The organism is Spiroplasma helicoides, assembly GCF_001715535.1.
Lineage (GTDB): Bacteria > Bacillota_I > Bacilli_A > Mycoplasmatales > Mycoplasmataceae > Spiroplasma_A > Spiroplasma_A helicoides.
Map to the genome: position 1 here is coordinate 625173 of NZ_CP017015.1, position 22813 is coordinate 647985.

A 22813-nucleotide genomic window follows, 5' to 3' on the forward strand; every position below is an offset into this window, starting at 1 on the left:
GCTAGACAAAAAAGTAATTTAACTTTATCTCAATATTTAAGCATCTTTTAATAAAAAAAACTTATAAAAAAAAGTTAATTTATATTAAAATATATATGTAAAGAAGTGATTAAATTGAAAAAAGTGTTCGGGATTCTTTTATCAATTTCAGTAGTTGTTTTCGCATCTAGTTACGCAATAAGTTGTGACTCATTTTTATTAAATGATGTTCCTAATCAACCTTCATCACAACAAGAAGCGCAAACTCAATACAAAACTGAAAGTGATCTTTTGAGTACTTATAAACAAAAAAACTCTGTTAAAGAGTATTTGGAAAATATAAGTGTAGCAAATGATCAAAAAGAAAATACAGAATTAGAAAAAAAAATGCGTCTTGATAAAGATGTTCAAAATTATATTAAACAAGATTATTTAGTATCTTCATGAAGCTTTAAAGTTGAAGTTTTTAGTTCATATCAAGGAAAACAACCAGATAATCCAACTAGCTCAACTTATAAAAGTTTATTAGAGACTTATAATATGGTGAATAAAGAAGAAGATGAAAGTGATTTTAGTAGCTCTTCAAAATTTAAATTAAATTGTATGTATGAAAGTAGTAAAAGTTATATAAAAAAACTTTTTATCAATTTTGTTCAAGAAAAACCACAATAGACTTACAAAGGAGTATTTATGAATTTAAACCATCTAAAAAAAGGTGATTGTATAGCTATTGTTAGTTTATCTAGTGGAATATTAGGAGAACAATTTTGTAAATATCAATTAGAAATTGGTATTCGAAGACTTGAAAATATGGGATTAAAAGTTAAATTTATGAACAATTCTTTACAAGGTGATGAATTTATTAAAAACAACCCAGAAAAAAGAGCAGAAGACCTTAAACAAGCTTTTTTAGACAAAGAAGTCAAAATAATTATGAGTGCTATTGGCGGGGATGACAGTTTTAAATTGATACCTTTTTTATACAATGATCAATTTAAAGAAATAGTGATGAAAAACCCAAAGATATTTATTGGCTATTCTGATACAACTAATATGCATCTAATGCTTAACAAAATAGGTCTAAAAACTTATTATGGTCATGCATTTTTAACCGATATTGCAGAATTTGATGTAAATATGCTTGATTATTCATATAATTCATTTTTAGAGTTATTTAACATAACACAAGAATATGAAATAAAATCAGCAGATATTTGGTTTGAAGAAAGAAAAAATTGAAATAAAGAACAAATAAATACTCCAAGAACTGCACACAAAGAAAAAGATGGTCATATTTTTATTAACTGTGAAAATAAAATTATTGAAGGTGAATTGTATGGTGGTTGTTTAGAAAGTATTTATTCAATATTAACGGGTGATAGATATAAAGAACAAAAAGAAGTTTTTGAAAAGTATCAAATATTACCTGACGAAATAGAGTGAAAGTCAAAAGTACTTTTTATTGAAACTAGTGAAGAAAAACCAAACAAAGCAAAATTAATAGAACTATTAAAAGCTTTAGAAGAAAAAAATATTTTTAAAAATATAAAAGCACTTTTAGTTGGTAAACCCCAAGATAATACATACTTTGATGATTATATTTTCGTATTTAAGCAATTAGCAAAAAAATATAACTTACCAATTGTATTTAATTTGAACTTTGGTCATAGTTATCCAAAGTTTATAATTTCATATAAAAGTTGTATTTTGATTGACTCAGTCAAAAATAAATTGACTATTAAAAACTTTATTTAATTATTTAAATTGATTTTTTAAATATTTTATATCTAAGAATAGAGCATATTTTTAGTATAAAATATATTAGTATATAGGAGAAATTTTATGAAAAAATTATTGATGACACTAAGTTCTTTAACAATTGCATTATCATCAACAACCTCACTTGTTGCTTGTAACAAAGGAGACAATAGTGGAGGTACTGGACTTGATGTTTCAAAATTAAGTGATTATGATTGAACTCAAGATGAACCTAATTTTGTTGGATATGCTAATTTAAACAAAATCGAAAAACCTGCACAATTTGATTCTACTGGTAATATTGATGTAAAAAAACAAGCTAGTTATGTAAATTATGCAGAATTTAACACAGGTTTTAAAACTAGTGGAGATGTAAAAAAACAAGGAACCACTGGAACACCACTAAACTCTCACTTTTTACCAAATGGTAACTATAAAACTGCAACTAGACAAGTTCCAGCACCTGAGGTATATGATCAAGAAAACAGTATACTAGACTGATCTGTTAATAATGACAGAGATGCAAAATATAACATTTCTAGAATTCCACTTCAAAAAGTTACAAAAACAGCTAAAAAATGAGTAAGTTCACAAAATAAAAACATAAAAGAATTAAATATGGGTGTTATGACTGAACATACTTCTTTAGCAACAACAATTGTAGGAAGTAACAATGCATATGAAAAAACTACTAATAATTATCAATATACAGATGTAACAGTTGCATGAGCTGGTGCTTATGATGAAGGTATTTTAATCCCTCCAGCAGCAAATGAAATTCAAAAAGCACATATTAATGGAACTAAAATTTTAGGAAATATATTTTTAGATGGATTTCATGGTTTAAAAAAACCAATACTTAGAGACTTTCTTAAAAAAGACTCAAATGATAACTATTTAATTGTTGATAAATTAATTGATATGGCAGTTAATTATAATTTTGATGGTTGATTTTGAAATAATGAACCAAATGGGGAACTTCCTAATGGAACAGTACTTGATTATAAAGTAACCATTGAAATAATGAAACAATGAAATGAAAAAGTAAAAAAATCAAGTGATGAAAAAGTAAAAAATTTAATACTATATAGTTACAAAAATTATGGTTCATTAGGACTTAATGAAGATACAGGTTATACACCATCTGATCCAGAGGCTGTTGAATTATACAAAAATAGTGACGCATATTTAAGTGATTTTGGTCATAATGTAAATGATCAACTAAACTTTTTTGAACACAATAACATAAAACCTGAAGCAATCAACAAATTATTCAATATGTACAATGTTGGAGAATGAAGAGGATCAAATCAATTTTATGATGAAAATGTTATTGGTACATATGATGTAAAAAATCTTGCTTACAAATACAGTAAAGAGAATAACAATTATAATAATCACGATCAAGTTTATACATATGATTATGCTAAAGAAGATGTTGGAGAAAGTGCACCTATAGCAAGTTCTGTTTCAATGTTCGCTTCAGCAACACCAAATGATATTGCAGCTAAATTAGTAAATAAAATAACAGATTCAAAAGTTTCTGGAATTGATAAACAAGTATTAAAACTAATGTACACAAATTACTATGAAGATATGCTTTATACTGGAAGACACAGATCAATTTCAGAAGATGATTTTGGAGTTGTAACAAGAGGTGGAGCACTTAATACATTTAACTCAGATAATAAAGTGAGTTATGGAATGGGAAACATTGTTCAAGAAAATACAGTTTTAAATGATGAGAATGAAAGTTTCTTTACAAACTTCTCAACAGGAAATGGAAGACAATTTGCTTCTTTAAATAAAGATGGATCAATTACTTCTTTAGATGATTACACATGATCAAACTACAATATCGCTGATGCTTTACCAACTTATAAATGATTAATAACTGATAAAGACGGAAAACAAGTTGATTGACAAAAAGTTGGAGGATTTTATGATTATTATAATCCATACTTAAAAGGTAACTCAATTAGCTTAGGTAGTGATTTTGATAAAACTAATGGAAAAGTGCAAGACTTTAATTTAGGTTCAACAAGTGATTCATATGATTGATGAATTATGGGAGCAAATTACTCAAAAAACAAGAAAAAAGATGTTGAATTTATGGTGAAAACATCAGGTGATGTTAAAACTAGTGACTTAAAAGTTGTTTATGATACAGATAAATCTGAAGATACAAAAGTTGCTTCGGCAAATCTTGCTACAGTTGATAAAGTTAATTCAAAAGCAGAAGATCAAAATGGTTGATATAAAGTTAAAGCGACAATTGATTCAAGTGACACTATTTCAAAAATTGGATTAAGATTTAATGGTGGAAAAGGTAGTGTTAAAATTGGACAAATGAAAGTTACAAATAGTGGTCAAAGTGGTTTAGTAAATTCAGATTTACCAACAAGTGTAGAATCTGAATTACAAATCAAAAGACAAAGCGGAGTTAATAATTACCGTTTGAACTTTAGTGATTTCTTAAAAGAAGATGATTTATATTCATATTATGAAATTTATGCTGATTATGATGGTAAAATGGTAAGAATTTCTGAAAGTAACAAAAAAGATCATTACATCAAAAATTTAAATTGAGATTGTAAAAACTTATACATCAAACTTGTAAATAACTCTACACAAACAGTTAAATGAATGAATTTAAGTTTATAGAAGGAAGTAATTATTTTGATTGAAATTATAAATGTAAGTAAAAGGTATGGTAAAAAAGTTATATTAGATAATATAAATTTTACTGTTCAAGACGGTGAGGCTGTAGGAATACTTGGATCAAATGGTGCAGGAAAAACTACACTTATGGAAATAATCGTTGGTCAAATTAAAGCAAGTTCTGGTAAAGTTTTATTAAATGGACAAGAAGACGCTTATAAGAAGTTTGGTATTCAATTTCAAGAAGGTTTTTGACCCAAGGGAATGACATCAAGATTATTAATTAAGTATTTTAAAAAGAAATGAAGCAAGCAATTTGACGAAAGAACTAATGAGTTAATTGAAATATTTGAAATCAAATCGATTTTAGATAAAGATTTAAACGAATTAAGTGGTGGTCAAAAACAAAGATTAAATACTTTGTTAGCTATTTTAAATAATCCTAATTATATCTTTTTAGATGAAATGATCACAGGATTAGATTTAAAAATGCAATTAAGACTTGCCTCTTTTTTTAGTGACTTAAAAAAAGAAAAAAAGACATTAATTGTAATATCTCATATACCAGAAGAAGTTGAGCATCTTTGTGATCGTGTTATCATAATTGATGATGGAAAAATATTTCTAGATATGAAAATAGATGAGGTTCTTAAAAAGTATAAAACTGTTAGAGAATTGTTAATCAAATATTATGAAGGGGATTTATATGAAAAGTAATACATCAAATAATGAGTTTAAAAGTGATTTAGATATTCAAAACAAGGAAGTTAACAAAAAACCTAATTTTGATTACAAATCAATGATGGAAAATTTTAGAAATAACTTAGCAATTATATCTTTATCTGTTTTGAAAAATTTTAGAACTTATGTTTATGTTATTTTTATGCCAATATTTTTCATGTTAATCTACTTATGATATTCTGGAAAATCATCTGATCTACATAATGTAAATATTTTTTTATACATGTGCTGACCAACATTTGCAATAGTTTTTTTAGTTAATACAACTGTTTCGGAATGGAAAAACTCTGTATTTTTAAAAAGAATTCATAGTGCTGGTGTATCAAGAATGAATTTTTTTGTATCACTTTATGTATTTAACTTCTTATTAAGTGTTCTTTCAATAATGATTGGATTTGTAGTGTTGATTATTGCTTCATATACCTATTTAAAATCTGATAACTATTCATTTTTTCAAAAAATAGGGTTTTGAAGTTTTAGAGAATGAATGGGTATAATTTACTCATTATGTTTAAGTACATGTATATCAATATCATTAGGAATAATAATAAGTGGTTTGATTAATAGTATTGCACTATCACAATCTATTACTATCTTAGTTGTTTTATTCAATATAGTATTTTCTGATTGTCTATTATCTTTAGATTTATTAGCTATAAGTAAACCATTAAATATATTAAGTTATTTTGCTGTTCATAAATATAGTGTTTGAACAGGAATAATTTCTTCATCGTTTGAAAGAAAAGAAAATGCCTTTTGAAATGCTGCAAGACCTGTGTTTTATACAAGTTTTGGGTTTAAAATGTGAATTGCTTCATTAACAGGGTTTATTTGCTCTACTGGACTAATTGTTGGATCATACTTCAGTTTTAGATGAAATAATAAAAAATAGCTTTAAATATTTATAAATGATTATATAAAAATTTAATCTTCAAATAAAATTATACAAAATTTTATTTGAAGATTTTTTTGTAAAAAAATGTCACAAATAATGATTCTTTTACGTTTAATTATTTGGAGGTTGATGTGTCATAAAAAAGTATTTATTGATATTGATTTTAGTTATAACACTATTAGCAAGTTTATTTTTTATTTTTCAAAAAAAAGATGCTGCAAAAATTATTAATAAAGTTAATAATACTGTTACATTCAAACTACTTTATGGTATTAAATTAAAACATAGTTACTATATCCCAAAAGATTTTGAGTATAATAAAACTTTAAAAAACGAGCTTGATGTTGTAAAAGAACAAAAATTAAGCTCTTTAAAAGCTTTTTTTACTATAAAACCTAAAAAAGACTTTACTAAAACTAGAACAATATGATTATTACCTCTAGATCATATTAAAACCATCAAAACAAAACGTTTTGATTTGGATAAACCTTTTTTTCTAACAAGGGGTATTAGTGAAAATAATGCTAATAAAAGTATTAAGCTATTTAAGAATCACAAAAAAACCTTTAACGAATGCTACAAAGAGCTTAAAAAGGTATATATAGGTAATGAATTTAATAAAGATTTCTACAGAGAAGCTATACCAAAACTTATATATTAAAATAAATTGGTTAGCATTCACTCTTATTTCAATCATTTTGGTTATTTTAACTAAAAAGAGCTTAAGTATTGTAACTGATATATTTTTACTTGCTTTTATTACTATAATTTATGGTTTTTATATTAAAAAAGTTTACAAATATTTTGTTGTATTTGCAAGTTTTTGTATTTACTTCTATCTTTTCTACAAGTTTAATTGAGATATTTTTAGTGAGAGTGATATTTTTTATGTAAGTGAACTTAAAAAAAATTATGCTATTTTAACAAGAGGCTTTAATCAGTATTTACTAACAAAAATTCCTGAAAAAATTAGAGTAGGGGAGTTTGTAAAAGCGATAGGGGAGTTAGAAAAACTCAATGATAATGGTAACTTTTGAGATTTTAATTTTAATAAATGACTAATCGATAAAAATATAATTTATGAGTTGAGAAATTTTGATATTAAAGAAGTTTTGTTTAAAGATATTCGATTTTATTTTTATAATTTAGAATCTAGTTCTAATAGATTAGCTTTAATAATGATTTTTCATAATAAACAAGAAAGTAACTTATATAATAATTTAAATCAGTTAAGCATTGGATATATGTTAAATATATCAGGTCTATATTTAATACCGATTGGTTATTTTAGTCAAAGATATATATTTAAAAATAAAAGTTGATACAAAAAATGAAAATTTATTCTATATATATTTTTATTTATGTACTTATATATGTGTAATTTTTCTCCAATTATATTTAAAGTTTTTTTATTAATGGTAATAAATTGAGTAGAACAAAATTTTAGAATTAAGATAAATAAAATTTCTAAAATATCATTAGTATGATTGATAATTCTTTTTTGAAATCCTATGTATATTTTTAATATGGGCTTTATTTACACTTCAGCAGCAATTCTGCTAATAAAGCATCATAACGATAAAAAAAAGTCTACTATGATAATACTAAACATTATCTTGATAAATGCTATTTTTATACCTATTGATGCATACTTCAATTATAAGGTTTATTGAATAACTGAGTTGCAACAGTTGATCTTACTACCTTTGTTATTCATAGGTTTTATTTTAGTATCATTTTTCTATATTCCTTTTTTAAATCCAATAGCAAATTTTGTTCATGACAGTTTAGAAAAATTATCTACTTTTTTTGTTAAATATAATGTAACAACCTTAATAGGAAATGTTAGCATAGTTTGATTGATTTTATATTTTATTTGTTTATTTTTATTAACAAAGTTTGTTATTTTAAACAAGAAAATAAAAAGACTTATTTATTTTCTTTTAGCAACTTCTATAACAATATCTTTTATCACAAATCCAATAAAAAACTCTATTAGTACGATTGAGATGATAAATGTTGGTAATGGAAATTCATTTATTCTAAACTATAAGTCTAATATTTTTTTGCTAGATGCAGGTGTTGGACCTATGAATAACAAAAATACTACACCAAATTACTTAAAATATAGAGGCATAAATGAAATTAACACTATTTTTATAAGCCATTATCATACAGACCATTATAATATGGTAGATCAAATAGTTAAAGAAAATAATGTGAAACATGTTTTTGATAATAAATCAAATATAAAAGAAATTAATTTTAAAGATATTTTTATATATGCATTTACTGAAAATTTTAATGATGACGAAAATGATAATTCTCAAGTAATTTTAATAAAAATGTACGATCAAACATTTTTATTTATGGGTGATAGCTCTAAAAAAAGAGAAGAGCGTTTGTTACAAGAAACTAAATTTATAAAATTAATTGATAAAGGTATCGATTATTATCAAGTCGGTCATCATGGAAGTAAAACTGCTACAAGTGATAAATTTATCAAAACAATAAAGCCAAAAAATTGTTTTATTTCAGGTGAAAAAAGGGGAAGAAGACAATTTCCAACACATGAAGCTTTATCGGTTTTAGAAAAGTATAATTGCAATATATATACAACTGGTGGTTTAAACTCTTACAAATATTACATAAATTCTAAAGAAGTTGAAGTGATAAAAAAAGAGCTTTTTTAAAGCTCATTTGTTCTATTATTATTTCATTAATCTTGATTTTTCTCTAGCTGCTTTGTTTTGTTTTCAAACACCTTTTGTAACAGATTTATCAATTAAGCTAACTGCGCTATTGATTAATTGTTCTTTTTCTGGTGTTCCTTCACTTTTAGCTAGCGCTGCTTTTTTAATAGCAGTTTTAACTTTACTTCTAAAAGATTTATTAGCTAATCTTGACTTTTCGTTAGTTAAAATACGCTTTTCTTGTGATTTAATATTTGCCATTTTCAAACTCCTCTATAAATTTATTAATGAATATACATATAAAGTATATAGTAAAACTATTAAAAATGTAAGTTTTTTTAAAAAAAAACGTTTTTTTGAGTTAAAGTATAAATAAGGTGTTAAGATGATTTTAATATATTCATTAGATAATTATTTAATAAAAAAACAGTTAGATAAGCTAATTGACAAGATAAACGTTAATAATGATCACGAAGTTTTTCATTACTCTTTAATTGAAGATTCAATTAACAATATTTATGAGCAAATAAATACTTATTCGTTGTTTGCAAACAAAAAAATTGTAATAATAAACGATTGCTATTTTTTGAATGAGTCTAAGATATCTTTACATAAAGATTTTGACTCTAAAATAATCGAAAATATTATGAATTTCAATAATAATAATGTAGAAATAATATTCACTTTAAATAGTGATAAGTTATCAAAAAAACTAAATATTTCAAAAAAAATGGTTGAAAAGGCTAAAACACTATATTTAGAAATACCTTCATATGATCAAAAAAAATCAATAATGATTAATAAACTAACTAAAAATGCTATCAGTTATGAGGAAGAAGCAATTGAGGAGTTTTTCAATTGTATATCTGATGATATGCAAGTTTTTTCAACTGAATTAAATAAGATTATAAATCTTCAAAAACATGTAAATGTTGAGTTGGTAAAAAACATAACTAATAGAGATTTTCATTATGATATATACAAGATAGTTAACTCATTTATAAATCTCGATTTAAAAGCTTTTTTAAAAGGATGAAGTGCTTACATAGAAACTAATGGTAATATATATAGTTTTTTAGCATTATTATCAAATCAATTTAGCGTTTTGAGAAACTCATTGCTATTAAAAAAGAAAAATTTTAAAAATAATGAAATAGCAGACTTTTTAAAACAAAATCCTTACAGGATTCAAAAATTACTAATAGAAAATAGACTAAATATAAATCAAATTAATGATAGAATTAAGTTGTTATATAAATTAGAAAATAATATAAAAAGGGGTAAAATAGATAGTAAAATATTACCAGAATTAGAGTTAATAAAGTGTTTTTTAGAAGGGTAAGATTTTAATGGAAGCAAAAAGTGTTTATGAAAGCATTATATTTAGCTTATTTAATTTAATTAGAAACGAAAAGTTAAGAACAAAAATAGTATTAAATCCAGAGTTTAGAAACCAGGTTATTACAAATGTAAATAACTTATTATCACTTGAAGTTGATTATGAAGCAACTTATAAGGATAAAACATGAAGCTCTAATTTTGCTAAAGCTGTTGTAAACATTTCAAAAGAGAAAATAAAGTTTGAAAAACCCGATAATAAATCAGTGCAAGACTCATATGCCGATTATTCAGGTCTTCTAACTGTATGTTTAAACTTATATAGTGTAGATAGAGAATCGTTGACTAATCAATTGGAGTTAACTGAGGAAGAAATAAAATATAGTTCTAAAGTAACTGACGAAATGAAAATTAAATATGCTGATTTAGATCAAAATCAGGTAGGTAGTGATTCATCTAATTCTTCAAAGCAAGAAGTGGAAGTTGTAGATAGCAAAAGTGACAAACCAAATAACGAAAACTTTAATAAAAATATGGGAGCTGGTTTTGGTGGAGCTGCTCAAAATGGCTGAGGAGGTTTCAATGGCTTTGGTAATATTCAAGATATACCACCAAAACCTATGCTTGATCAAAGATTTTACCCATATTTAACAAAATTAAAAGGTGTTAGATGATATAAAATGTGTTTGACTGCTGCAATGATAACTTGTGGTATAACATTCTTGATACCAATTTTATTGATATTGGTAGGAAATCCTTTGATGACAAATGATGAATTGATAAGTAATTCAACTATAAACACAATTTTTAATAAAAAGGATTATTCTTCTATTTTTTCAAAAGGATATTTATTAGGAATGACAAACGGGGGTACATATAGTTACTTTTACGTAATAGTAACAGTTGCTATAATGAGTTATATAATTTTTATGCTTGTTAAGCCAATTAGAAATTATAGAGAAAAGTTTTTTATCCCTTATACAATATTGATTGCCTGTTTTATACTATTAATTTCTAATGGATTAATTTATTTAGGTAATTTAGTTCCAACTATGACAGGAAGCAGATCTATTCAAGATAATATTAAATATTTACTAGATTTAATTGCTAAAAATGAAAATATACAGGAACCATCTTTAGATGGTGCTGATGGAATTATTCAAGAACTTGTTGAAAGATTTAGTCAAGCCCAAACTATCAAAATGTTCCTATGAATTAATTTATCATCATTAATACTTTCTCTATTATTTATAGTTGTGATAATAATTATAAATCCAAAATACGATAGACCAAAAATTATTGCAGCAAATCAAAATTATGATTATATGATTAGTGAATTAATGCAAGGTAGAAAAGCAACAATGGATGAAAGTTTTTATGAACCTGAAAGTGAAGTTAGACAATTTTATGAAGATTTAAGAGAAAAAGACTCGAAAAATAAAAATAAAGATGATTAAAAAAGTTTTTAAAAAAACTTTTTTTTATTGAAAATAGTTGCATTAACCTAAGGCGAATGCTATATACTTAATTTAAATCAAGGAGGTTAAAATGCAGTTAATTAAAAATTTAAGTTTTAATGAAGAAAGAGATTTATTTAAAAAATCGAACTTAATAATAGAAAATTGTATTTTTTATAACGGGGAATCACCACTTAAAGAATCTTCGAATATAAAAATTCATGAGTGTGTTTTTAGTTGAAAATATCCAATATGATATTCCAATAACATATCTGTGGAAAATACTGTTTTTCATGAAAGTGCTAGGTCTGGTATTTGATACACTAATAATATAAGTATTAAAAATAGTGTGATAAGTGCCCCAAAAACATTTAGAAGATCTTCAACGATATTATTAAGTAATGTTCAAATGTTTAACGCATATGAATCAATTTGAAATTCTAAACATATAAAAATAGAAAATAGTCAAATCAAAGGTGATTACTTTTGTATGAATTCAAATGAAATTGATATAATGGATACATCTTTAAGTGGAAATTATGCATTTGATGGTGCTAAGAATATAAATATAAAAAATTGCAAAATAGAGTCTAAGGATGCATTTTGAAATTGTGAAAATGTTCATGCTGAAAATTGTATAATTACAGGGGAATATATTGGATGAAATTCAAAAAATGTAACGTTTAAAAATTGTATAATAGAGAGTGAACAAGGTTTTTGCTATATGGAAGATTTATTTTTAATTGATTGCAAAATAATAAAAACTGATTTAGCTTTTGAGTACTCTAGAGTAAAAGGTAATATTTTAACTGATGTTGAAAGTATAAAAAACCCATACTTAGCTAATCTTTCTATAAATGGAAAAACAAATTTAATACTAAATGATAATCAAATAGAGAAAGAAAATGTGAATATTACTTATTTAAATGGAGAAAAAAATGTTTAAAAATAAAATAAAAAGAGAAAAAATAAACTCTTGAAAATGAAAAATAGATAAAAATGAAATTCCAATGACTGTTGCTGTTATGGATTTTAAAACAGCACCTTTAATAAAAAAAGCGATGAAAAGAAGAATTAGTTTGGATAATTATGGATATTCTTATGTACCCGACTCATTTTATGAATCAGTTCAAAAATGATGAAGCAAAAGACATCAATGAAATTTTGAAAAAAAGGAAATTTTATTTTGTGCAGGTGTTATACCAACTTTATCTTCTACTATTAGAAAGTTAGTCAAAGATGGTGAAAATATTGTTGTTTTGACACCAGTATACTATATCTTTTTTAACTCAATAATCAACAACAATAAAGTTCCTCTACCAAGTGATTTGGTTTATAAAGAAGGTAAATATGAAATAGATTTTGAAGATTTAGAAAAAAAATTAGCAAATAATAAAACAACTATGCTTATAATGTGTAATCCACACAACCCTATAGGTAAGGTTTGAGATAAAGAAACTCTTAAAAAGGTTGGAGACTTATGTCTTAAATATAACGTTTTAATAATAAGTGATGAAATACATTGTGATCTAACATATAGTATAAAATATACACCTATGGCTTCAATTTCGGATGAAATAGCAAACATTACAATAACATGTGTATCTATGTCAAAGGCATTTAACTTAGCTGGTATTCAGTCATCAGCAATTATAATAAAAAATGAAGAAATTAGAAAAAAAGTTGATAGAGCAATAAATACAGATGAAGTAGCATATCCTAACATTATTGCAACGCAAGCATTTGAGGCTGCTACGGCATCTGAAAAATGATTGAATAATACCTTAAAAGCTCTTGAAAGAAATAAAAATTATCTTATTAAAGAAATTAGTGAAAATGCTCCTTATATTAAAGTGGTTGATTGTGATTCGACTTATTTGATGTGATTGGATTGTTCAAAAATATGCAATGATACATCTGAATTGTGTGATTTTATAAGAAAATATAGTGGCTTGATTTTAACAAAAGGTAAGGAATTTAAAGGAAATGGCGAAAAATTTATTAGGTGAAACTTTGCTTGTCCAAAAAGTATGCTGAATCTAGCTTTAAAAAGATTTTTTACCTCATTAGATAGAATAACGGAAGTTAAGTAGACCATTTGCAAATATAATAAATGGTCTTTTATATATTAAAATTATATTTTATTTGTTGTAAATTATTGTAAATATTTGAGAACTTCTTAAAATAATAATAAAAATTTTCCTTATTTTCAAATTTATTACCAAAAGTTTTATAAAATTTTTGTTTAATTCATCCATTTAGACTTTCGGTTGGTGCATTATGTTTAAAGCCTTTTTTAGACATAGAATGAACTATAAAATCATTTTCATTTACATAGTTAAAAATAAGCTCATTAGCAAAGGCAGAACCTCTATCAGATTGTATTATCTTTTGATTTGCTTTTTCAATGGCATAGTTATTTGTTTCTTTAAAAACAGATAATGCACTATTTGAATTTTCACTTTTATCAAAACTATAACTAACTATAGTTCTTTTTTCTCAATCATATGATATTAAACAATTAATTTTACTTCTGTTTTTTCCATTATTTAAAAATATCTTAAAGTTTGTTCCATCCATACCAATTATATTTGGTCGACTATAATTCATTTCCACCAAGTCTTCTCTAACATAGATATTATGTTTTTTTGATTCTGATTTCTTAACACTACGTTTCTTTCTACTTGGATTATTTAATATTCATGGATGATCTACTCTAATTTTTCTAATCATTTTTTCAGATACTTTTACGCCTTTATTTACATAAATTCACTTACTTATTAAATTTGCGCCGCTTGCTAAACTATTATTTTTTAGATTATAGTCTATTATTAGTTTTTTGGCTATTGTATATTTAGGACTATTAAAATTTGGTAAATCATTAAAATGTAGACCATTTTTAAATATAATTATTGGGTTCTCTAAATTATTTTTTAGTTTAAACTTAGAAAATGTATTTTTATGAATTTTAAAATAACTAATTAATCTATTAGTCCCCATACCATGCTTAGCAATAAAATAATATATTTGACAGCATGCATAATGTTTATAAGCTTTTGTTGCCATTATCATTATCTTGTCCTTCTTGCTCATCTTCAACATGTTCAACATTATAGTTGCTGTGCAAGAAGGTATGGACTTTTCCAAAATTTCTTTACTTGCCATTGCTAATATCTTTTCTTCTTTTTCGAACTTTAATTGTTTTTCTAAAAGTCTAATTTTTTCTTTTAAAACTTTATTTTCTTTTTCTTTTGTTTTTAAATCCTTATATACAAATTCTTTTTTTAATTTTTTACTCATTATTTCAACTTCTTTGCATGTTTTAATTCTACTATCATAATGAGTAAGTTTACTTTTTTTATCTCAAATTCTTATTAATTGAGAACCAGCCTTAATATTCATTTCTAAAGCGATTTTATCTAAATTTTCTCCTGACCAATACCTTTTTAAGGCATTCTTTTTTAAATCTTCACTATACTTTCTAGGCATATTTTCCTTTCTAATATAAAAACCAGTTGTATATACAACTGGTCTACTTAGCTTCCTTTTTTCTGATGCATTTTTAAATCAAAAGAAATAACTTTTTATTAAATTAGTTTTTTAAAAAGTTATTTTTTTTATTATAATTAATAAGAGGCAAATAGGGTACGTTATGAGTTATTATTACAGACATGAATTTAAATTTTCTACTCACGCAATACAACGTATTAGACAAAGATTAAACCTTGGAAATGCAGATGAATTTAAATTAAAAGACAAAGTTTTAGATATAATAGAAAATTCAACTGAAATGTTTGAAACTTCAAAAAATATTTATATAAAAACAAATAAAGGCAATATATTTTTGGTAATTACAAAACCAGATAAATTGATAATAACCGCAACACCGATATCACCAACTAAACAATTAGACCTAATTGAAAACGAATAAAATAAAGGAGTATTATATGGCTGGAGATCAACAAGTAAAAACAAAGAAAAAAGTCAAAAGAAGTTTAGCTTTACCAGCTGATTTTCTAGATAAATGAATTAGCAAAAAAGAAGATGGAACAAGATGTTTTAGATATATAGATTTTTCTTCAGATCAAGTAGTTGAAATAGAAGTTGAAAATGATTCATTAATTAAAATGCTTTTTATTTGAGATGATAGTTTTGATATTGATAGAATTCTAAAGCAATATAAACAAATAGCTAAAATTGCAAAAGCTATTTTAGAGAGAAGAATCGAAAGAAAAGATAAATTTATACAAATGACAGGTAAAGAGATTTTGTTTTTAAAATATTTTTATTTTTTAATTAGTTTAATGAATGGAGATTATAAATATGTATTTGATTCTAGTTCTATAGGTAAATCATATAGAATTTTTGATGTTTTGAATGCTGATGAGTCTATTGAAATTAGAAAAGGTATTTTATCAATTGTAAGTTATGCATTATTTGAAATGTATGATTATATTTTCACTCCGAGAAGTTTTGAAAGTCTTTATGAATATGTTGAGAATTCAGATGTTAATTTTATTCAACAAGAATATAAAAAACAAATTTTAGTACCTAAGGATGTCATGAAAACACAAAACTATAAATTTTTAGATGTATATTTTCATAATATTGTTAATAATACCTTTATAAAAATATACAAAGTTTCTCCATTGGATAGAACATCTTTTATTCTTACAAATAAAACTATTGCTACTTTTATCGATGAAAAATCAAAATTAAATGTTTTAAGTGTTTTTGTTGTTGATCCAAGGTTTGCGATAGGTTTAGTTAATTTAGGACCGGGTAGAGGAGAGTTTAGACCATTATTTAAATATATAGCTAGTGAAAAAGTTAATAAAGAAATAATGCCAGGTTGTGTTAAACCTGAGCACATTATTGAGGAAAAAGGAATATTTTTAAGTGAAGAACAAAAATTTACATTTAAATCGTTCGAACTTACTTCTAGACAAATTAAAATGATTAATGATTGTTTAAGGTATAGAGATTTTAAATCTGATTTTGATGAATTTGCAAAAAGCTAGATTTTAATTTGTTAGGAGACTTTGTTTATGATTTTATTTGGAGTTGGAGGACTAATAGGTAGTGGTAAATCTACTTTGTCAAAATATTTAAAAGAAAGGTATAATGCTTATTTGATTAATGCTGATTTAATAAGTAAAAAAGTTATTTATGAACCTAAAGTTATAGAATTTTTAAATAAATATATACCGAATTTTTACATAAATGGAATTATTGATCGAAAAAAAGTAGGGGATGTAATATTCAATGATTATAATTTAAATGAAAAGTTTATAAAAATAATATGACCGCTCATCACTGAAGAAATAAAAAAAATAATAGAAAAAGTTTCAAATGAGTATGATTATGTTATAGTTGAAGCAGCCATTATTAGCGGAATACAACTTAATTATAATAAAACAATATTTATAGAAAGAGATGAAAGTAAAAGAGTTTTAAATGTTCATAAAAGAGACAAAAGAAATGTTGAACAGATAAAAAAAATATCCGATTATCAAAAAAGAAAATTAGAAAATAAACATTTTGATTACATTATAAAGAATAATGGAAATTTGAAAGATTTATACAAAAAAATAGATGCTATTTTTATAAATTAGCATCTATTTTTTTGTATTTGAAGATTTTGTAGTTTTTGAACTTTTATTATTTGTAACTTTTTTTGTTGTTGTATTTTTTTTACTACTTAAAATATTTTTTATAGGTTTATAATCCTTATCTATCAATCCCACTTGAAGTAATGCTTCTTTAACAGCTGTATTGATCAATTCCTGAGTCTCTTCTTGAGTAAACATCTTCTTATTATTTTCTTGTATTTTTACGTTATTTACTTCATTGTGTTTAACTTTTTCACTCTGATCATCAAAATCTTCTTCAATATCAAAAAAATCTTTTTTTATAGTTTTACTTTTACTATTGCTACTTTTTCTATCAATTTTTTCTTTGATAGGGGGCTCTTCAATGTTTGGGAGGGAAGATTCACCCAACATTTTAGCTCTAAGTGCAGCCATCCTATCAACAATCTCACTCTCTGTTACTATTTTCTCTTCTAAAACTTCCTCTTCTTTTGTAATGTTTTTTATTTTAGATTTTTCAGCCTTTATTTTCTTTTTTGCTTTTTCTAATATATCACCAAAACTACCGGGTGTGTGTTTTAATTTTTTTTCTATTTCTTCAGGAGTTTGTGTTCCATGTAATCTTCTTACTTTGGCACCAATTTCACTTTCAATTTTTGTAATTTTACGTGTAACATCTTGCAACTCACAAACATGTATTTTAAGGTGAGTAGAACAAAATTTAGGCACTAAGCTTTTTTCTTTCATAATAACAAATCCTCCAATATAATATAAGCATAATATATAAATATATATTATCATTTTTAATGCTACTTAGTTAAAAAAGTTAAATTTATAAAGTGCATATTATAATATACACTTTATAAATTTAAAGTTACTTTATTTTAAATTCGTTATTACAAATCAGGCATTTTATTTTCATTTTCTTACTACTACTAAAGCTAAAATTTCTATTATCGAATATACACAAACAATAATAAGTGTATCTTTGGCTATAACTTTTAGACTCATACTCTATTGCATTTCTATGTTTAAATTTCAATATATCTCAATTAAAATCTAAATCTTTTTTAATTATATCTTTCAAAATTTTAGATAAATTAGTTCTATCAAATCCCCTACCATGTTTATTTGTTTTATCACCTCTAATGGTTTTGGGTATTTCTAGTCCTATACTTAATGCTTTATCTCTAAATTTTTTATTATGTCTTCCATTATTTTCAACATCTTTTATATTATGTTGAAAATTCCATTGATGAACCATTTCATGAATCAAAACTGAAATTATGTTGTATGGATCTCCATCTAGTGCTAAAGTTCAAATTATTATTTGCATATCATTATCTTCTCATCCTGAGTTTGCTTCGAAGTGTCCTAATTTTAATTTTGTTTTCAATCTTTTATTATCTGAAATATTAATCTTTATTTTTTTAAGTTCCTTATTAAATAACTTTTTATTTATTTGATGATGAATTAAACTAAGCTCTAATATTAAATCATCTATCATAACTTTATCCATAATTATCTATCACCTTAATTTATTTTTTTTTGCTTCATTTTTCTGTAATTTGCTTATTAGATAAGTGAACATCATCATTTTTTAAATATTTACTTTGAGTTCTATTTTTATTATTATATTTCAATAACTGATCTCCTGTAAAAATAACTTTAACTCCATACTTTAATTTTAAATTTCCAAGCACTTTTTCCTTTTTGTTTAATAAAAAACTTTCACTTAAGTTTATTTGATTGATTGTTAATTGATCTTTAGCATTGATTGAATCTATAATATTTGATAATCTTACCCCTATCAAAGAAATAGGTTCACCATTTCATATTCTATAAAAATTTTCTTTCGCTAATGAATAAATAATTTCTACTTCATCTGTTCACTTATCGATAGAAGTTTGATTAGATACTGTTTTTCTATGTATTTTTGGATCAAAATCTTGCTTAGTATTTCTTTCATATCTAATTATTGTTGTAATAGTTTTACTTTTTAAAAATCTTTTTTTTGATCTGTCACTAACTTTACAACTCAATTCATATATCATTTCTTCTATTTCTTCTGTATCAGAAGTTGTATAATTCAAAGTAAACTCGTTTCCGATTGACTTTAATTCATTTTTTTCTTCTTCTACTACATCATTACCTCTACCATTTGCTCAATTTCATAAAGTTAAACCTCTTTTACCTATTAAATCTAATATTTTTTCTAAACTAGATTTAGCAAGATCTCCTATTAAATTTATATTATTATTTTTTAAAATTTTTTCAGTTGATGATCCTATCATATACATATCTTTTATTGGTAAGTGTCATAACTTTTTTTCAATTTCAGATGGTAAAAGTATGCTAACTCCATTTGGTTTATTAAAGTCTACACAACTTTTAGCTAAAAATTTATTAGAACTAATTCCTATCGAGCATGTAAGTCCTGTTTTTTCAAAAACTAAATTTTTTAAAAAAATTGCACATTTTTTTACGGACCCAAATTTTTGTCATTTGTTTGTTGCGTCTATATAACATTCGTCTATTGAAGCAACCTCTATTTTTTTTGAAAAATTATTATATATAATATCAAATACTTTTTGTGAGTAACCAATGTATAAAGCAAAATCACTATCAACTGGGTAAACATCTTTGCATAATTCTTTGGCTTTAAATAATGGCATACCTGATTTAATTCCATAAGATCTTGCATTGTAACTTGCAGTAGAAATTATTGCTCTTCTGTTTGGTGTAGCTACTACTAAAACTTTATCTTTTAAAGATGAATCTTTAGCCATATGACAATGTGCAAAAAAAGCATCCATATCTAATAAAAATATAACTTTATTTTCTTTCATTTTCTAAATCCCTAAAATAGTTTCAACACTCATCAATAATTAAATCTGTTTTACTTATATCAAATAAATTATTTACTTTTTTCTTTTTTTTGATTCAACATAAATACTCAATATTTTTCTTTTTATTCCCTAATATTGGTGAATAGTTTATATCTAAAACTTCAAAACCATTTTTATTGCAAAATCCTATAACTCTTTCGATGCTTTTTTTATGTCCTAACTTTGAGTTTATTTTACCATTTTTTACATCTTCTTTATCAGATTCAAACTGTGGTTTTATTAAAATTATTCCTTCAATTTCAAAATCTACAACTTTACTTAATGGTTCTAAAATTTTTTCAACAGATATAAAACTAACGTCACAACAAAAAAAATCTATTTTTTTATCAAAATATGATTTATTAACATTTCTAAAATTTGTTTTTTCCATAGATTTAACTTTAACATTATTTCTTAACTTTCAATCTAATTGATTAGTCCCCACATCTACTGCATAAACAAAATTAGCATTAAATTTTAAACAACAATCAGTAAAACCTCCTGTTGAACTACCTATATCTAAACAAGTTTTGTTTTTTAAATCTATATTTCAAAATAATAGAGACTTCTCTAGTTTTTTGCCGGCTCTACTTACATAATCATTTTCTTTTTTTATGACTTCAATAATAATTTTTGTTGGATCAAACATTGTACCAGCTTTTATTATTTTTTCTTTATTTACTAAAATGCAACCATCTATTATATATGCTCTTGCTTTGTTTCTATTCTCAAATATTTTCATATCTAAAAGTATTTGATCTAATCTAATTTTCATGAAACTTTACCCCTGGTTTTTATACCAAAAAAACTTTTAACTTTTTGTTTATTTATTCTAGATCTCTTTAATTTTATTTTTTTATTTTTTAACTCTTGTATTTTTTTATTAGAATCAAGATTTCTATACAAATAGTTTTCCTGTGCTATTAAATCTGTTATTTTTTTAAAAATTTCTGATCCATAACTTTTTTCAATACTTTTCTTTAAATTTGATAATCTATTCATGTATTTAGCACAAGTAATAGACATTGTTCTAGTTAAATTTAGTTTACCATAATTACCTTCATCAAGTTGGTACTTAACCTTACTTAGCTCTTTATACTTTTCATTTTCATTTGAAACTATTATATCTTCGTTATCATTCAAAATTTTTGTATGCTCTAACTTTTTTTCTATTTGATTATCTAATTTTTTTAAATTATCAGTACTGTTTGTTTTATTCAATAAATCATTCAAATCTCGATTATCTAAAATACTTTTATTTCAAAAATTATCTTTACTTAATAAAACATCTTCACTTAGTATTTTTTTTGCTTCTTCATTTGGAATAAAATTTATTAAAATACCATTTTCATTTTTATACTCACAAAAACTACTTCCTATTATATTTAAATTATTATAAGCAGTTTTTAAATTTATGTTTGCTACATCAATATTATTAAAAACTTTTATTAAAAAAATTTCTAAAACATCTTTGTTATTAAAAACTTTACTAACTTCTTTTAAGTTTTCTAAATTAGATTTCGCTACAGTTAAATTCTTAAAACTCATTTTTAAATTTTTATTTGCATGATCAAGCAACAAAAATGATCTTTCATCATCTTTTATGCTTAGAAATAATTCGTGTATTTTTTTTACATTTATTTTTGTAATGTCTACTTTTTGTTTAAAATCATCATAAGATTCTGTAAGTAAATTTATCATTTTATTAATTTTATCTTCTACAAAATCAATGTTATTTTTTTTATAAAACATCATAACTTCATTTTGTATTTCTGAATTTAAAAAATTATAATTTATACTGTTATTTATTATGTTGCTAGTTATATTATTTGTTAGAATAGATTTAACTTCATCATTTATATCATCTTTATTTTTACTTATATAATTCATAAACTCTAAACCATATATTTGAATAAAGTCATTTTCCGTAATATTAAAAAACTTGGTAAATTTTTTAATATTATTATGTGATTTATAAATTTCAAATAAAATATTTGCTAAATCATTATTATTTATACTTTCTAAATTTATATTAAATAATTCTCCCATTAATGTGGAGTTATCAAGATTTTTTATAGCTGAATCAACATTATAGTTAGCTGATACAATATTTTTATTAGCTAATTCGTCCACCATTTCAATTTTTGAATTATTTTTTATTTTTTTATTAAGTTCTAAATCTTTGCCATCTTTTTCTATAGTTAAAATTTTTTCTATATTATCTAAAGCTATGTTTATTTTTTTTATAGCTTCTAATTCATCTTTTTCTTTATCATTTATATTTTCAGAAGATTCAAAATACTTATCAAATATTTTTTTATCTTCACCCATAGCTTCTTTAGTTTTTTCTAAATCTAAACTTGACTCTTGAACATAAGGATTAGATAAACCCAAAATATTTTTCGGTAAATCAACTTTCTTGAATTTATTTTTTTTATTTGGATCAATAATTTTTTTAACAATAAATGGTTCTTGTCCATCTGGGGTTGAAATATCCAGTGTATAATGCTCTGGTCAATCATCATACATAACTTTATTAAATTGATTTAATTCTCTAATTAAAGTTTCTTCACTACCGGTAGGTATAATTATTTTTTTATTATATTCTTCCAAAATTTTTTTATCTGTTTTTTCTTTGATATGAAGAATTCTTCTTATTTCTTTAAGATTTTCTCAGAAATTTTCAACATTTTTTTTAGACTCATTTTCTAATAATTTATTGATTTCTCTATCTTTAGATAACTTTTCTAAAAAATAGTTTTTATCTTTTATTTGTTGCAAAATTTCACCACCATTTTTGTTTATCTACATA

The 22813-nt window shown here is 23.9% G+C and carries 21 protein-coding genes; 14 read left to right on the plus strand and 7 right to left on the minus strand.

Going from position 1 to position 22813, the window contains the following annotated elements; translation table 4 throughout:
• Positions 1 to 114 precede the first annotated feature (114 nt).
• The 7 genes from SHELI_RS02785 (at position 115) to SHELI_RS02815 (ending at position 8727) form a co-directional block, all read left to right on the plus strand.
• Positions 115 to 651 (plus strand): hypothetical protein, encoded by a 537-nt coding sequence (locus SHELI_RS02785; RefSeq protein WP_069116480.1) that lies wholly within the window; start codon positions 115 to 117, stop codon positions 649 to 651.
• A gap of 18 nt (positions 652 to 669) precedes the next feature.
• A complete protein-coding gene (locus tag SHELI_RS02790) occupies positions 670 to 1734 on the plus strand; it encodes a S66 family peptidase (protein ID WP_069116482.1) in 1065 nt (354 codons plus the stop codon).
• 87 nt (positions 1735 to 1821) lie between these two features.
• Positions 1822 to 4401, plus strand: a complete 2580-nt coding sequence (locus SHELI_RS02795) for an endo-beta-N-acetylglucosaminidase (RefSeq protein WP_069116484.1) — start codon at positions 1822 to 1824, stop codon at positions 4399 to 4401.
• 15 nt (positions 4402 to 4416) lie between these two features.
• Positions 4417 to 5115 (plus strand): ABC transporter ATP-binding protein, encoded by a 699-nt coding sequence (locus tag SHELI_RS02800; RefSeq protein ID WP_069116486.1) that lies wholly within the window; start codon positions 4417 to 4419, stop codon positions 5113 to 5115.
• The gene (locus tag SHELI_RS02805) at positions 5105 to 6031 is read left to right on the plus strand and encodes a hypothetical protein (RefSeq protein WP_069116488.1); all 927 of its coding nucleotides are present in this window, start codon (positions 5105 to 5107) and stop codon (positions 6029 to 6031) included. The genes SHELI_RS02800 and SHELI_RS02805 overlap by 11 nt, the downstream gene beginning before the upstream one ends.
• Before the next feature lie 160 nt (positions 6032 to 6191).
• On the plus strand, positions 6192 to 6695 hold the full coding sequence (locus SHELI_RS02810; protein ID WP_069116490.1) for a hypothetical protein: 504 nt from the start codon (positions 6192 to 6194) through the stop codon (positions 6693 to 6695).
• Positions 6643 to 8727, plus strand: a complete 2085-nt coding sequence (locus SHELI_RS02815; protein WP_069116492.1) for a ComEC/Rec2 family competence protein — start codon at positions 6643 to 6645, stop codon at positions 8725 to 8727. Before SHELI_RS02810 ends, SHELI_RS02815 begins: the two co-directional genes overlap by 53 nt.
• An 18-nt stretch (positions 8728 to 8745) precedes the next feature.
• Here SHELI_RS02815 and rpsT read toward each other — a convergent pair whose 3' ends face one another.
• Entirely contained in the window at positions 8746 to 8988 is a 243-nt protein-coding gene (gene rpsT, locus SHELI_RS02820; protein WP_069116494.1) for a 30S ribosomal protein S20, read from the minus strand.
• Between the two features lie 124 nt (positions 8989 to 9112).
• On the opposite strand from rpsT, the gene holA reads away from it, so the two are divergent.
• From holA to SHELI_RS02840, 4 genes are all read left to right on the plus strand, one after another.
• Positions 9113 to 10069, plus strand: a complete 957-nt coding sequence (gene holA / locus SHELI_RS02825; RefSeq protein WP_069116496.1) for a DNA polymerase III subunit delta — start codon at positions 9113 to 9115, stop codon at positions 10067 to 10069.
• A gap of 7 nt (positions 10070 to 10076) precedes the next feature.
• A complete protein-coding gene (locus tag SHELI_RS02830) occupies positions 10077 to 11522 on the plus strand; it encodes a hypothetical protein (protein WP_069116498.1) in 1446 nt (481 codons plus the stop codon).
• Positions 11523 to 11613: 91 nt separating this feature from the next.
• A complete protein-coding gene (locus SHELI_RS02835; RefSeq protein WP_069116500.1) occupies positions 11614 to 12468 on the plus strand; it encodes a DUF3737 family protein in 855 nt (284 codons plus the stop codon).
• Complete coding sequence (locus SHELI_RS02840) at positions 12461 to 13615, plus strand: MalY/PatB family protein (RefSeq protein WP_198146114.1); 1155 nt, start codon at positions 12461 to 12463, stop codon at positions 13613 to 13615. Before SHELI_RS02835 ends, SHELI_RS02840 begins: the two co-directional genes overlap by 8 nt.
• 28 nt (positions 13616 to 13643) lie before the next feature.
• Here SHELI_RS02840 and SHELI_RS02845 read toward each other — a convergent pair whose 3' ends face one another.
• Positions 13644 to 15011 carry a hypothetical protein gene (locus SHELI_RS02845; protein ID WP_069116503.1) on the minus strand — a complete coding sequence of 456 codons (1368 nt, stop codon included), beginning with the start codon at positions 15009 to 15011 and terminating at the stop codon, positions 13644 to 13646.
• A gap of 163 nt (positions 15012 to 15174) precedes the next feature.
• On the opposite strand from SHELI_RS02845, the gene SHELI_RS02850 reads away from it, so the two are divergent.
• Genes SHELI_RS02850 through coaE form a run of 3 tightly spaced genes read left to right on the plus strand, consistent with a single transcriptional unit; the run spans position 15175 to position 17137 of the window.
• Entirely contained in the window at positions 15175 to 15453 is a 279-nt protein-coding gene (locus SHELI_RS02850; protein ID WP_069116505.1) for a hypothetical protein, read from the plus strand.
• Between the two features lie 16 nt (positions 15454 to 15469).
• Positions 15470 to 16543, plus strand: coding sequence for a hypothetical protein (locus SHELI_RS02855; RefSeq protein ID WP_069116507.1), 1074 nt, complete (start codon positions 15470 to 15472; stop codon positions 16541 to 16543).
• Between the two features lie 27 nt (positions 16544 to 16570).
• On the plus strand, positions 16571 to 17137 hold the full coding sequence (gene coaE, locus SHELI_RS02860; RefSeq protein ID WP_069116509.1) for a dephospho-CoA kinase: 567 nt from the start codon (positions 16571 to 16573) through the stop codon (positions 17135 to 17137).
• A 3-nt stretch (positions 17138 to 17140) separates the two neighbouring features.
• On the opposite strand, the gene SHELI_RS02865 is transcribed toward coaE, so the two are convergent.
• The 5 genes from SHELI_RS02865 to SHELI_RS02885 form a co-directional block, all read right to left on the minus strand.
• Positions 17141 to 17860, minus strand: coding sequence for a hypothetical protein (locus SHELI_RS02865; protein WP_069116511.1), 720 nt, complete (start codon positions 17858 to 17860; stop codon positions 17141 to 17143).
• 127 nt (positions 17861 to 17987) lie between these two features.
• Positions 17988 to 18632 (minus strand): SprT-like domain-containing protein, encoded by a 645-nt coding sequence (locus SHELI_RS02870; protein WP_069116513.1) that lies wholly within the window; start codon positions 18630 to 18632, stop codon positions 17988 to 17990.
• 19 nt (positions 18633 to 18651) lie between these two features.
• Positions 18652 to 19962 carry a Y-family DNA polymerase gene (locus SHELI_RS02875; RefSeq protein ID WP_069116515.1) on the minus strand — a complete coding sequence of 437 codons (1311 nt, stop codon included), beginning with the start codon at positions 19960 to 19962 and terminating at the stop codon, positions 18652 to 18654.
• On the minus strand, positions 19949 to 20776 hold the full coding sequence (locus tag SHELI_RS02880) for a TlyA family RNA methyltransferase (protein ID WP_069116517.1): 828 nt from the start codon (positions 20774 to 20776) through the stop codon (positions 19949 to 19951). Before SHELI_RS02880 ends, SHELI_RS02875 begins: the two co-directional genes overlap by 14 nt.
• Positions 20761 to 22782 (minus strand): hypothetical protein, encoded by a 2022-nt coding sequence (locus tag SHELI_RS02885; RefSeq protein ID WP_069116519.1) that lies wholly within the window; start codon positions 22780 to 22782, stop codon positions 20761 to 20763. Before SHELI_RS02885 ends, SHELI_RS02880 begins: the two co-directional genes overlap by 16 nt.
• Between the last annotated feature and the right edge of the window lie 31 nt (positions 22783 to 22813).